Origin of the sequence: Aestuariivirga litoralis (assembly GCF_003234965.1) — a bacterium.
Lineage (GTDB): Bacteria > Pseudomonadota > Alphaproteobacteria > Rhizobiales > Aestuariivirgaceae > Aestuariivirga > Aestuariivirga litoralis.
Genome location: NZ_QKVK01000008.1, coordinates 42,624 through 55,474 on the forward strand (window position 1 = coordinate 42,624; position 12,851 = coordinate 55,474).

The window sequence follows — 12,851 nt, forward strand, 5'->3', positions numbered from 1 at the left end:
ACGTCTTGCATTCAGGAGGACCCCCCAGATGAACAAGCCGCATGAGCCCGCTTCCGCCACCAATGCCGCCCTGTTGCGCGCCCAGGCCTTCATGACGCCGTCGCCGGTGCCGTCGATCTCGACCGAGCTTCTCGTCTCGGCCGATGGCGAGTTGAACCGCGAGCTTCATCACTTCCTGTTCGACCCGCCGTCAAACCCCGAGCTGCTCAAGGGCAAGAAGATCGCCATCTGCTGCACCAATGGCGTGGAGGAGGTGGAGATCACCGGCGCCATGAAATGGCTCACCGAGCATGGCGCCACGGTGCACGTCGTCGCCCCGCGCATCGGCGAGTTCCACCCGACGCTGGGCCTGCGCTTCCCGCCGCTCACCAAGACGCATGTTCTTGCCATCCGCCTCATGGAGAATGCCGGCTGGCTCGAGATCAACTGCTACATGGACGAGGCGAAGGTGGCGGATTACGACGCCTGCATCTTCCCGGGCGGCTGCTGGAATCCGGATGCGCTGCGCGCCGACAAGCACGCGCAGAAATTCGTGCAGGACATGCTGGCCTCCGGCAAGCCCACCTGCGCCATCTGCCACGGCCAGTGGGTGATGGTGAGTGCAGGTATCCTCAAGGGCAAGAAGGCCACTGCCGTGTGGAACATCCACCCGGACCTCGCCAATGCCGGGGCCACCGTGCTGGACGAGCCCTGCGTGGTCGACGGCAACCTGATCACCGCCCGCTTCCCCTATGACCTGCCGCGCATGGTGGATGCGCTGGTGAAGCAGTTGGTGAAATGAGTAACACCCGGGTCGCTCTCTGACCTTCATCATCGCCGGGCTCGACCCGGCGATCCTTTTTGGCGGCGACCAAAAGGATGCCCGGGTCGAGCCCGGGCATGATGGGCAGGGAGGGGTTCGTTACCCGAACAGCACCGTGCCCGTCTCCACCAGCGTGTGGAGGCCGATGGCGATGGCGAAGAGGCCGGCCAGCGCCTGGAAGCCGCGGGTGGCCCAGGTGAGCGTCATGGCGGTGTAGGACAGCGGAACGGCGATCACCGCCGAGAAGAGCGCCATGCCGGCGATCGAGCCCAGGCCGAACAGCAGTATGAAGGCGACACCGAGCGGAATGCTGGGGGCGGTCGAGGCGGCGAGTGCGACAAGGGCTGCGGAGCCCGCCAGGCCGTGCATCATGCCGACCGCGAGGCTCCGCCGCCAGCCGCCCGCGGGGTGGGCATGGCCATGGCGGCTCAGCGCGTGGTTCTTCACGTCGCCGGCATGGCTGTGGGCGTGGAAGTGCACGTTCTCCGCCCCGTGGCGGTGGGTGTGAAAGTGAACGCGGTCACGCAGCAGCACATAGAGCAGGCGGGCGCCGAGCAGCACCATCATGATGCCCACCGCGAATTCGAGCCCGCTGGCCAGCCGGCCGCTCAAGGTGAGTTCGAGCGCATAGACGGCGCCGCCGAAGGCCCCCAGCACCAGCGCATGGCCCAGGCCCCAGACCGCGCCATGACGGATGATATTGCGAACCCCCTTCTTGTCGGCGGTCAGCGAGGCCACGGCGGCGATGTGGTCGGCCTCCAGCGCGTGCTGGAGCCCGAGGAGGAAACCGAAGAAAACCCAGGTGAGCATGGGAGAGCTATAGACTGGCGCGGGGCTGCAGGCGAGGGTTGTTTGCGGCAGGCCTCCTCTCACTTCCGTCACCCCGGCGAAAGCCGGGGTCCAGCTTTGGGTCAAGGCGCGCGAAGAGAAAGCGGGGTCCCGGCTTTCGCCGGGATGACGGCCTAAGGGGCCAGATGACAGCCCGGCTTGCGGTGGCCTGCCACGTAGTCGTCGATCAGTTGGCGGTAGCGCACGGGGCCGAAGCTGGGGAAGTGGCCGCCGTGGACGATCGACACGGGGAGTGCCCGCAGGCGGTCGAGGGTCTCGACATAGACGGGGATATCGGAGTGGTAGGCGTCATCGATCAGCGGCCCGTCATAGATGATGTCGCCGGAGAGGAAGATGCCGGTCCTGCGCTCGAACAGGCCGATGCCGCCAGGGGAATGGCCCGGCGTGTGCACCACCTCGAAGGCGCGGTCGCCGAGGTCCACGACGTCGCCCTGCTCGAGGATGCGCTCCGCCCTGGCGGGCTTCACGTGGTATTTCGTCTGGTCCCAGCCTTGCGGTGGGCGGATGAACATGTCGTCGGTGGCGTAATGGGCGAGGATCAGGTCGTTCTGCGGGTCGGCGAGGATCGCCGCTTCGGCGGAGTGGACGGCACAGTGGCCGAATTCGTGGTGGCAGCCGATGTGGTCGAAGTGGGTGTGGCTCGCCACACAGGCGATGTCGCGCTCGGAGACGAGCGGCACATGGGCGCGCAGGCTGAAGTGGCCGAGGCCGGAATCGAACAGCAGGTCACGGTCGCGGCCGCGCACGTGCCACATGTTGCAGCGGAAGAAGGGCTTGATCCAGGGCTCGTGGATCAGCGTCACGCCGTCGGCGAAGCGCAGCGTCTCGTACCATTCGGTGGCGCTGATGCGGAGGTCCATGGGCTCAGTCCTTCAGCACGATGACGTGGGCGGGGTCGATGGCGAGGCTCACCGTCTCGCCGGGCGTTACCTTGGTTTCGGCAGGAAGCCTGGCGAGGAGGTCGACGCCGTTCACCCGCGCGGTAACGCGCTTGAAGCTGCCCTGGTAGACGACATCCGTCACCGCGCCCGCGAGTGCGCCGCCCAGCGAGACGTGCTCGGGGCGGATCGCCACTTCCCTTGCATCATGTGGCGCGGGGAAGCGGCCGAGTGCCGTGTCGATCATGCCGTCCAGCACGGTGCCCGGCACGATGGTGCTCTCGCCCATGAAGGTGGCGGTGAAGCGGGTGGCGGGGCGGGCATAGACGCGTTCGGGGTCGCCCTGGTCCTCGATGCGGCCGTGGTTCATGACGACGACGTGGTCGGCGAGCGCCATGGCCTCTTCCTGATCGTGCGTCACGTGGATGAAGGCGGTGCCGACGCGCTTCTGGATCGCCTTCAGCTCGTCCTGCATCTGGCGGCGGAGCTTGAGGTCGAGCGCGCCCAGCGGTTCGTCGAGCAGCAGCACGGCGGGTTCGACGACGAGGGCGCGGGCCAGCGCCACGCGCTGGCGCTGGCCGCCCGAGAGCTGGTGCGGCTTCCTCTCGAAGGCGGCGGCGAGGCCGACCACCTCGAGCATGGCGCGGGCCTTGGCATCACGTTCCGCCTTCGCCACACCCTTCATGCGCAGGCCGAAGCCGACATTGCCGCCGATCGTCATGTGCGGGAACAGCGCATAGTCCTGGAACACCGTGGCGGTGGGGCGCTTGGCGGGGGCCATGGCGGTGCAGTCCGCGCCCTTGATGAGGACGCGCCCCTGTTCGGGGGCAAGAAAGCCGCCGAGGATCGAGAGCAGCGTGGTCTTGCCGGAGCCCGAGGGGCCGAGCAGCACGGTGTAGCTGTCCGGCGGGAGATTGAGCGAGACGTCATCCAGCACCTTCGTCGGGCCGAAGCTGTGGGAGACGTGCTGGATGGAAACGAGGTCCGTCATTGCGGGCGCTTTCGGAAGGCGACGAGTTCGAAGACGATGGCGAGGATGATGGAGACGCCGAAGACGAGGGCGCCCACCGCATTGGTCTTGGGGTTCAGCCCCGCGCGCAGCAGGTTCCAGATCTCGACGGGCAGCGTCGTCTCGAAGCGGGTCAGCAGGAAGGAGATGACGAACTCGTCCCACGAGAAGGTCATGGATAGGAAGAAGGCGGCGAAGAGGGCGGGCCACATCATGGGCGCGGTGACGAGGAGAAGGACCTTCGCCTCGCTGGCACCGAGGTCGCGCGCGGCGCGCTCGATATTGGCCTGGTGCTCGCCCATCTGGCTGTAGATGATGGCGAAGCAGAGCGGCAGGTTGATCACCACATGCCCGATGCCCGCGGCCATCAGGGATTTGGGGAGCCCGATCCAGTTGAAGAAGATCAGGAGGCCCATGCCGATGATGAGGTAACTCACCGTGAGCGGCAGGGTGATCAGCCCACGGAGGAAGGCAGAGGCCGGCAGGTGGAAGCGCGCGAAGCCCCAGGCGGAGAGGAAGCCCAGCAGTGTCGCAATGGCGGAGGTGGTGAGTGCTACCAGCACGGAATTGCCGAGCCCCGCGGTGAGGCGCGCGTCGTTCAGCACCGCGGTGTACCAGCGCAGGCTCGGGCCGTTGAAGGGCGGGATGGGGAAGAGCGTGCCCTGGAAGGAGAACAGCACCAGCACGGCTACCGGCAGGAAGATGAAGCCGTAGAGCAGCAGGGCGTAGGCGATGGCAATGGCGCGGGTCATCACGCCCTCTCGATCTTCAGCCAGCGGGCGCAGGCGAGATAGGCGATGGTGACGACGGCCATGAGGATGAGCGAGAGGGCGGAGGCCGAGGCGAAGTCGCCGCGCCGGCCGATCTGCATCATGATCAGCTGCGGCATCAGGAGTTCGTTGTTGCCGCCCAGAATCTGCGGCGTGATGTAGTCGCCGATCGCCAGCACGAAGGTGAGGAAGGCGCCGACCATGATGCCGGGGAGCGTGAGCGGCAGGATGACGTGGATGAAGGTCTGGATGCCGGAGGCGCCAAGGTCCGTCGCGGCCTTGCGGTAGTTCGGCGAGAGCTGCTTGAGGTTGGCGTAGATCGTCAGTGTGAGGAGCATCACGAAGAAGTGGACGAAGCCGATCACCGTCGCCGCGCGGGTGTTGGCGATCTGCACGGGTTCCGCCAGCAGGCCGAGATCGACCAGCGTGGAATTGACGACGCCCTTTTCAGCGAGGACGAGGAGCCATGAGTAGGAGCGCACGACATAGGAGGTCCAGAAGGGCAGGACGGCCAGCATCAGGGCCAGCCGCTGCCAGCGCTCCGGCACCATGAAGGCGAGGACCCAGGCGAAGGGATAGGCCAGCAGCACCGAGACCGCGGTGACGATGAGCGTGACCTCGAGCGAGTTGACGAGCGCGCGCCAGTAGCTCGGATTGGCAAAGAACTGCGCATAGGCGGCAAGGCTTGCGCCTTCCCCGGCCTTCGGGTGAAGGCTCATCACCGCCATGGCGATGAAAGGCACGACGAAGAAGACCAGCGTCCACAGCAGTGCGGGTGTGACGCTGGCCCATCCGATGCGTTGTCCCGATGCCTGGCTCACTGCGCCTGGATCATTTCAGTCCACAGGTCCTGCATCTTCTTGTCGAGGTCCTCCGAGGGGGCCGGATATTCCTGGGCCCGCTTCAGGAAGTCCGCCTGCTCGGCAAAGCGCAGGATCTTCTTCTGGTCGTCGTTCAGCGCAGCCTTGGCATTGGCCGGCATGCCCCAGTAGCAGGCGGAGGTGGCGAGCCGCGCCTGGCCCTCGGGGCTGAGGATGTACTGGATGAACTTCAGCGCCGCGTCCTTGTTCTTCGAATCCTTGAACATGGCGAGCGACTGCGACCAGAGCACGGCCCCTTCCTTGGGGATCGAGAAGTCGAGGTCCGGGTTCTCCTTGGCGATGCCGGCCGTCACCCATTCGCCGCCGCCGACCAGGATGTCGGCCTCGCCGGTGGCGAGTGCCGTCTGGCTGGCGACCACGTCGGTCACCGCCTTGGCGTTGGCCTTCATCTTGAGGAGGACCTCCTTCAGCGCGGGAAGGTCGGCCTCGGTGAGTTCGGAGGTCTTCTTGCCGATCGACATGGCGGCGAGGCCCATCACGGGCAGGTAATAGTCATAGATGGCGATGCGGCCCTTGTACTTGTCGTTGGTCAGCACGCCGAGGGTTTCCATGTCGGCCACGTCGACCTTCGACTTGTTGAAGCCGATGGTGTTGTAGCCGAACTTCTCGGTGATGCCGTAGCGCTTGCCGTCCACCACGGCATGGCTGTCCATCAGCACCTCGGGGAAAATGTCGGCAGTGGGAAGCTGGTCGGCGGGCAGCGGCTCGAACAGGCCGCGCTCGACACCGCGGCGGACGTCGACCGTGTCGATCACCATCACGTCCCAGTCGCCGGGCTGGGACTGCTCGACGATGGCAAGGCCTGCACCCGTGCCCTCGAACTCCTTGACGTTGACCTTGATGCCGGTGGCGTCCTCGAAGGGCTTCAGCAGGTTCGGGTCGGAGTGGTCGCACCAGACTAGGGCATTGAGATCCTGGGCGGAGGCGGCGGCGTAGGAGCCCATGAGGGCCAGTGCGGCGACGGAAGCGCCGAAGAGACGGCGCGAAAGACGGTTGGTCATGTGGCGTTCTCCCTATATGCGAGAAAACTGAACGAATTACAAAGTTGAGTCAATTCCAATAATCGTGCAGACTGCCCGCATGTCAGGCTTGCGCGAGAGACAGAAGGCCATCCGCCACGACCGCATCGTGGAGGCCGCCACCCGCCTTTTCCGCGAGCAGGGCTACGAGACGGTGAAGATGGAGGCGATCGCCGCCGCCGCCGAAGTCTCGATCGGCACGATCTACAATTACTACCGCAACAAGGGCGACCTGCTGGTCGCCATCGTCTCGCTCGAGGTCGAGGAGGTGCTGCGCCAGGGTGAGGAGGTGATCGCCAACCCGCCCGCCAGTGCCGAGGCTGCGGTCGATGCCCTGGTCGGCGGCTATGTGGAGCATTCGCTGCACTATCTCTCGAAGGAGATGTGGCGGCAGGCCATGGCGATCTCGACGACCCAGCCCGAAAGCCCCTTCGGCGAAACCTATGCCGCGCTCGACGTGGCGCTGGCGCAGCAGACCTGCCAACTGATCGAAAAGCTCCAGCAGCTGGGCCTTCTGGACCGGGCCGCCGACGCCGCCGGCCTCGGCGAGGTCATTTTCAACAATACGAACATGAACTTCATCGTGTTCGTGAAGGACGAGGGGATGACCCTCGCGCAACTCCGCAGCCACCTCCGCCGCCAAAACAGGGCCGTCTTGGCGGGATTCCGGAGCGTGGCTGCGGGGGCCTGACCGTCGCAGTCTTTTCTTGTATTAGGAAAATTATGCTTGACAGCGCGCGCTGGATCGGGTATAGGAGGTCATTCTCGACAATTGGGTTCTCCCCCATCCGTCACCCCGGCGAAAGCCGGGGCCCCGCTTTGTGCGTTGCACCATGTGGATGGAGAGCGGGGTCCCGGCTTTCGCCGGGATGACTGCGTTTCAAGGGTCTGGCCCAAGCAACGGGGAAAGCTGGTGCATTTCCCTGGATGCCCGGTTTCTGCTATCACCAAGCATCGCTCGGAGGAGATTTGACCGATGAACAAGCCCGTGAATCTTGACGGCGCCGCCGCCTGGGAGCCGTCACCCAACAATCTTGAGCCGTTCTGGATGGGCTTCACGCCCAACCGCGCCTTCAAGAAGCGCCCGCGCATGATCGCGCGTGCCAAGGACATGCACTACTACGACATGTCCGGCCGCGCCGTTCTCGACGGGTCTGCCGGCCTGTGGTGCTCCAATGCCGGCCATTGCCGCGGGCCCATCGTCGAAGCCATCCAGAAGTCGGCCGCCGAGCTCGACTTCGCGCCGACCTTCCAGTTCGGCCATCCCAAGGTGTTCGAGCTCGCCTCGCGGCTTGCCACCATGGCGCCGGGCGACCTGAACTATGCCTTCTTCTGCAACTCGGGCTCGGAAGCCGCCGACACCGCGCTGAAGATCGCGCTGGCCTATCACCGCGCCAACGGCGAGGCGAGCCGCACCCGCCTGATCGGCCGCGAGCGTGGCTATCACGGCGTGAACTTCGGCGGCATCTCGGTCGGCGGCATGGTCGCCAACCGCAAGTGGTTCGGCGCCATGCTGGCCGGTGTCGACCACCTGCCGCACACCTATAACCGCAAGGAACAGGCCTTCACCGCGGGCGAGCCGGAGTGGGGTGCTCACCTCGCGGACGACCTCGAGCGTCTGGTGGCGCTGCATGATGCCTCCACCATCGCGGCGGTGATCGTGGAGCCGATGGCCGGTTCGACCGGCGTGCTGCCGCCGCCCAAGGGCTATCTCAAGCGCCTGCGCGAGATCTGCACCAAGCACGGCATCCTGCTGATTTTCGACGAAGTGATCACCGGCTTCGGCCGCCTCGGCCATGCCTTCGCCGCCGAGCGCTTCGGCGTCACCCCCGACATCCTGACCTTCGCCAAGGGCGTCACCTCCGGCACCGTGCCGATGGGCGGCTGCCTGGTGCGCCAGGGCATCTACGACAAGTTCATGGGCGGTGCCGACCACGTGATCGAGCTGTTCCACGGCTATACCTATACCGGCCACCCGATGGCGGCCGCGGCGGGCGTTGCCACCATGGACCTCTATCGCGACGAGAAGCTGTTCGAGAACGCCAAGAAGCTCGAGAAGGTGTGGTCGGACGCGGCCTTCACGCTCAAGGGCCATCCGCTGGTCGAGGACATCCGCACCATCGGCCTCGTGGCCGCCATCGACCTCAAGCCGGTCGAGGGCAAGCCCGGCCTTCGCGCCTACAAGGCCATGGAGAACGGCTTCCACGACGTGGGCATGCTGGTCCGCATCACGGCGGATACGATTGCACTCTCGCCGCCGCTGATCATCAACGAGAATCAGATCGACGAGATCTTCTCCGACAAGATGCCGAAGATCCTGGCCTCGGTGGCCTGATCCATCGGATCACGGACGGTTTCGAAGGCCGGAGGGCACCCCCTCCGGCCTTTTTGCATCCAAGGCGGGAAAACGGGGCTTCCCGGAAAGGGCGATTCATGCGAATTCCTGATGTGTTGCCCGGCGCGGACGTCGAATCGCGCGGGGCCGGGGTAAGTGATGGGGTAAGGGGTCGAGGCAGGATGTCACGACACATGGCGCCGGTGATGCTGGGGCTCACCGCCTTTCCGCTCGCTGCGATCGGCATCGCGGCCTATCTGGTCGTGTCCGCCGGGCCGCAGATGATGGCGGTGGCGGGGGCCATCCTGCTGTTGTCCTGCTGCATCCTGCTGGCCGTTACCGTGGCGCTGGTGAAGCTGCAGCGCCACGACGAGTGGCTGTGGTCGCTGCGGGATTCGCTCCGCGGCCTCGCCGGCAAATCCGATGACCTGCTCGCCCGGCTGGCAAGCGTGGAGCGCCGCCATGACGACGCGGTGACGGCGGCCCAGCTCGGCGCGGTGGCGGGCGACGTGCACAAGCTGCGCCGCGAGCTGCATGACTATGTCGCTGCCCAGCCGCACTGGCGGCAATATGGCCCCGGCGCCGAATCGCTCGTGGCCACCGCGCCGGCGCCGGCGCTGCCGCGGCCGATCAAGGCCACCGGGCGCGAGGAACTGTCATTGCTGCTGGAGCCCGTGGTGGAGCTGGCCAGCGGATCGACCAGCCACTACCGCGCCCTGGTGGCGCTGGCCGATGGCCGCGGCAAGCTGATCGGCCATGACGAGCTGATGCAGAAGGCCGACCAGGGCGGCATGCGCCCCGCCCTCGACCTGCGCATCGTGAAGATGGTGGCCCCGGTGCTGCGCCGCCTGCGCAACCGCAACCCGGGGCTTCGCGTCTTCGTGCCGGTGGGCAAGGCGACGCTCGGCTCGCAGGACGAAGCGGCGAAGCTGATGGCCCTGCTGCAGAAGGACGCCGACGTGGCCCAGGGCATGGTGTTCGAATTCGCCCAGCAGGACCTGGGCGCGCTCGACGCGGCCGGCATCGAGAACCTGGCGAAGCTCGCCCGGCACGGCGCCACGCTGGCGCTGCGCGAGGTCTATCTCGGCGGGCTGGACCTTGCCGCACTGCGGCAGCTTGGCGTGCGCTTCCTGTCCTTCCCGCCGCATGCGGTGGATGCCGGCAACGGCCCCAACGCCGCCTGGGCCGACTTCGCCAAGCAGGCCCGCGCCCTGCAGATGCAGGTGATCGTGGGCGACGTGAAGACGCCGCAGCAGGCCACCGCCGCCAGCCGTTCGGCGCGCTTCGGACATGGCCCCTTCTTCGCGCCGCCGCGCAAGGTGAGGCCGGAGGCCGGCGTGGCCGCCGCCGCAGTGCGCAAAGCCAGCGCCGCCTGATCCTGACGCCGCGCATCATGCAGAGATTTTCCGACGCCTATCCCGTCTGGTTCTGTGACATCTGGGGGGTGGTGCACAATGGCGTGGCGCCCTTCCCGATCACGGTCGAGGCGCTGAAGCGCCATCGCGCCAAGGGCGGCACCGTCATCCTCGTCACCAATTCGCCGCGCAGCAACCTCGGCGTCGAGAAGCAGCTGCTCGAGATCGGCGTCGATCCCGCCAGCCACGACCGTATCGTGACCTCGGGCGATGTCACCCAGGTGCTGATGAAGCTGCATGGGGGCAGGGGTGTCCATCACGTGGGGGCTGCCCGCGACCTGTCGATCTATGAGGGCACGGGTGTTTCGCGCGTCGGGCTCGATGCGGCGGAGGCGGTGCTGTGCACCGGGCTCGTCGATGACCTCAATGACCGGCTGGAGGATTACGAGCCCCTGCTCGACGACATGAAGCGCCGCGGGCTCGCCATGATCTGCGCCAACCCGGACAAGATCGTGAAGAAGGGCGACCGAATCCTCTACTGCGCGGGGAAGCTCGCCGAGATGTATGCCGCGCGCGGCGGCGAGGTGCTGATGGCGGGCAAGCCCTTTGCGCCCATCTACGACCTGGCGCTCGCCGAGGCCCGGCGCATCACCGGGCGCGACATCGACCGGCCCGACATCCTGGCCATCGGCGACGGGCCGGAGACCGACATCCGCGGCGCTGCGGACTATGGCCTTGACGCCCTTCTTGTTGCAGAAGGGGTGACGGATGCGAGCGAGGGGCTGCATGTGGCCGAGGCAGAGGTGCTTCGGGCCGTGCCGAACGCCCGCATCGTGGCAACCGTCCATGACCTGTCATGGATGTGACAAGGAACTGGAATGCAACTGATCACGGGCCTGTCGCCCGTTCCTGAAACCTGCCGGGGCGGCGTCGTGGCCATCGGCAATTTCGATGGCGTGCACCGCGGCCACCAGACGCTGCTGACCTGCGCGGCCGAGGAGGGCGCACGGCTGGGGCTGCCCTGGGGCGTGGTCAGCTTCGAGCCGCATCCGCGCAGCTTCTTCCGGCCGGACGAGCCGGTGTTCCGGCTGACACCGGGGCCGCTGAAGGCCAGGCTGGTGGCGGCGCTGGGTGCCGCCTTCCTGGCGGTGCTGGACTTCGACCGCGCGCTGTCCGAACTCTCGCCGGAGGACTTCGTGCGGCTGCACCTGGTGGAGCGGCTGGCCGTGCGCCATGTGGTGATGGGTTACGATTTCCACTTCGGCAAGGGCCGCAAGGGCAGCCCCGCCACCATGAGCGAACTTGGCGCCAGGTATGGCTTCGGCGTCACCATCGTCGAGCAGGTGACGGATGAGGGCGACCAGCATTCGCCCTTCTCGTCGAGCAACATCCGCCAGGCGCTGCGCCACGGCCACGTGACCGCTGCGGCGCATGACCTCGGCTATCACTGGACGGTGCTGGGCGAGGTGGTGAAGGGCGACCAGCGCGGCCGCACCATCGGCTTTCCCACCTTGAACATCGTTTTGGAAAAGGGGGCCGACCCCTATCGCGGCATCTATGCCGTGCGCGTGCGCGATGCGATGAAGCAGGGTGCCGAGGTGTGGAAAGGTGCGGGCTATTTCGGCGACCGGCCGACCTTCGACACGGGGCGCACCTTCCTCGAGGTCTATCTCATCGGCTTCGAGGGCGACCTCTATGGCCGGCAGCTGTTCGTCGAATTCGTCGACCTGATCCGCGGCGACAAGCGCTTCGCGTCGATCGACGAGCTGGTGACGCAGATGAAGGCGGATTGCGAAGCGGCGGTGGCGCGGCTTGCTGCGCCCGATGAAACGGTGACGGCTTTTCCGCTGGGGCGGCTGCAGGCCGAGGGGAAGATTTAGGGCTGCTTGCCGCTTCCCACCGTCATCTTCGCCGGGCTTGTCCCGGCGATCCTTTCGGTGGCCATGCAAGGGATGCCCGGGACAAGCCTGGGCATGATGTGACGTGGGGTCCCGTCAGTGCGCTGCTTCGACCGCCATCAGCGCCTCTGCCTTCCGCTGCCGGCCATCGAGCCAGATGATGGCGAGCCCCGCCAGCGCCACCAGCAGCATGCCGGCGATGGCCAGCCGGTTGGGGACTTCGCCGAAGATCACGAGGCCCGAGAGCACCGCCCAGATGGTGAGCGTGTACATGAAGGGCGCCACGGTGCGCGCCTCGCCGAGGCGGTAGGTGAGGTAGAGCAGCAGATGGCCGGCGACCGCCATGGTGCCGGAGACGACCATCAGCAGGATCTCACGCGGGCCGGGCATGACGGGGGCCTCGACCGCCAGCATGCCGGCGAGCCCGGTGAGGGTGAGCACGGTGATGACGGTGAGGGCCGCCACCAGCGGCGGCATGCCCTTCGGCACGTTCGGCGTGAGGAGGTCGCGGATCGCCGAGGCGATGGCGGTGATGAAGGCGAGGCTGGCGAGCGGCGACACGGCACCTGAGCCGGGCTGGGCCACCAGCATGGCGCCGGCGATGCCCACCAGGATCAGGAACAGGCGCTGGCCGCCCAGATGCTCGCCGCGGAAGGCCCAGGCGCCGAGCAGCACGAAGAGCGGGCAGGTCTGGACGATGGCGGTGAGGTCGGCAATGGCGATGAAGCCCAGCGCGAAGATGAAGCTGAGGTTGGCGATGGTCTCCAGCACGCCGCGCGCCACCAGCCACTTGTCGAACATGCGGCGGATGCTGCCGGCCTGGCCGAGCGCCAGGATGAGCCCCAGGCAGACGGTGAGCGACACGAGCCCGCGCATCAGCATCAGCTCGAACAGCGGCGCGTGCTCCATGGCCAGCTTCATGCAGCTGTCGGAGGCCACGAAGGAGCCCATGGACACGACCATGGCAAGGATGGCGCGGAGAGTGTTGTGGCTGGTCATCGGTCCGGCCTCTTAGGCGCGAGGGCTGCTGCGCCGCAACGGCCAGAAACGGCGGC

General features: G+C 66.7%; 13 protein-coding genes. 6 read left to right on the forward strand and 7 right to left on the reverse strand.

Annotation, left to right across the window (positions count from 1 at the left end; all coding sequences use genetic code 11):
- Positions 1 to 28: 28 nt before the first annotated feature.
- Complete coding sequence (locus tag DK847_RS16140; RefSeq protein ID WP_161957323.1) at positions 29 to 781, forward strand: DJ-1/PfpI family protein; 753 nt, start codon at positions 29 to 31, stop codon at positions 779 to 781.
- Between the two features lie 120 nt (positions 782 to 901).
- Here the strand turns inward: DK847_RS16140 and DK847_RS16145 are convergent, their stop codons facing one another.
- From DK847_RS16145 to DK847_RS16170, 6 genes are all read right to left on the reverse strand, one after another.
- Entirely contained in the window at positions 902 to 1,612 is a 711-nt protein-coding gene (locus tag DK847_RS16145; protein WP_111199569.1) for an urease accessory protein, read from the reverse strand.
- 152 nt (positions 1,613 to 1,764) lie between these two features.
- Positions 1,765 to 2,511 carry an MBL fold metallo-hydrolase gene (locus DK847_RS16150; RefSeq protein WP_111199570.1) on the reverse strand — a complete coding sequence of 249 codons (747 nt, stop codon included), beginning with the start codon at positions 2,509 to 2,511 and terminating at the stop codon, positions 1,765 to 1,767.
- 4 nt (positions 2,512 to 2,515) lie between these two features.
- Positions 2,516 to 3,520: an ABC transporter ATP-binding protein gene (locus tag DK847_RS16155; protein WP_111199571.1), complete on the reverse strand. Its 1,005-nt coding sequence runs from the start codon at positions 3,518 to 3,520 to the stop codon at positions 2,516 to 2,518.
- Positions 3,517 to 4,290 (reverse strand): ABC transporter permease, encoded by a 774-nt coding sequence (locus tag DK847_RS16160; protein WP_111199697.1) that lies wholly within the window; start codon positions 4,288 to 4,290, stop codon positions 3,517 to 3,519. The genes DK847_RS16155 and DK847_RS16160 overlap by 4 nt, the downstream gene beginning before the upstream one ends.
- Entirely contained in the window at positions 4,290 to 5,129 is an 840-nt protein-coding gene (locus tag DK847_RS16165; protein ID WP_245414644.1) for an ABC transporter permease, read from the reverse strand. The genes DK847_RS16160 and DK847_RS16165 overlap by 1 nt, the downstream gene beginning before the upstream one ends.
- On the reverse strand, positions 5,126 to 6,190 hold the full coding sequence (locus tag DK847_RS16170) for an ABC transporter substrate-binding protein (RefSeq protein WP_111199572.1): 1,065 nt from the start codon (positions 6,188 to 6,190) through the stop codon (positions 5,126 to 5,128). The genes DK847_RS16165 and DK847_RS16170 overlap by 4 nt, the downstream gene beginning before the upstream one ends.
- A 79-nt stretch (positions 6,191 to 6,269) precedes the next feature.
- On the opposite strand from DK847_RS16170, the gene DK847_RS16175 reads away from it, so the two are divergent.
- The 5 genes from DK847_RS16175 to DK847_RS16195 all read left to right on the forward strand — a co-directional run bounded on the left by DK847_RS16175 (position 6,270) and on the right by DK847_RS16195 (position 11,778).
- A complete protein-coding gene (locus DK847_RS16175; RefSeq protein WP_111199573.1) occupies positions 6,270 to 6,899 on the forward strand; it encodes a TetR/AcrR family transcriptional regulator in 630 nt (209 codons plus the stop codon).
- A 285-nt stretch (positions 6,900 to 7,184) separates the two neighbouring features.
- Positions 7,185 to 8,543, forward strand: a complete 1,359-nt coding sequence (aptA, locus tag DK847_RS16180; protein ID WP_111199574.1) for an omega-aminotransferase AptA — start codon at positions 7,185 to 7,187, stop codon at positions 8,541 to 8,543.
- Between the two features lie 194 nt (positions 8,544 to 8,737).
- Positions 8,738 to 9,919 (forward strand): EAL domain-containing protein, encoded by a 1,182-nt coding sequence (locus DK847_RS16185; RefSeq protein ID WP_161957324.1) that lies wholly within the window; start codon positions 8,738 to 8,740, stop codon positions 9,917 to 9,919.
- 17 nt (positions 9,920 to 9,936) lie between these two features.
- Entirely contained in the window at positions 9,937 to 10,764 is an 828-nt protein-coding gene (locus DK847_RS16190; protein ID WP_111199576.1) for a TIGR01459 family HAD-type hydrolase, read from the forward strand.
- Positions 10,765 to 10,776: 12 nt separating this feature from the next.
- The gene (locus DK847_RS16195; protein ID WP_111199577.1) at positions 10,777 to 11,778 is read left to right on the forward strand and encodes a bifunctional riboflavin kinase/FAD synthetase; all 1,002 of its coding nucleotides are present in this window, start codon (positions 10,777 to 10,779) and stop codon (positions 11,776 to 11,778) included.
- 114 nt (positions 11,779 to 11,892) lie between these two features.
- On the opposite strand, the gene DK847_RS16200 is transcribed toward DK847_RS16195, so the two are convergent.
- Entirely contained in the window at positions 11,893 to 12,795 is a 903-nt protein-coding gene (locus DK847_RS16200; protein ID WP_111199578.1) for a DMT family transporter, read from the reverse strand.
- Positions 12,796 to 12,851: the final 56 nt, after the last annotated feature.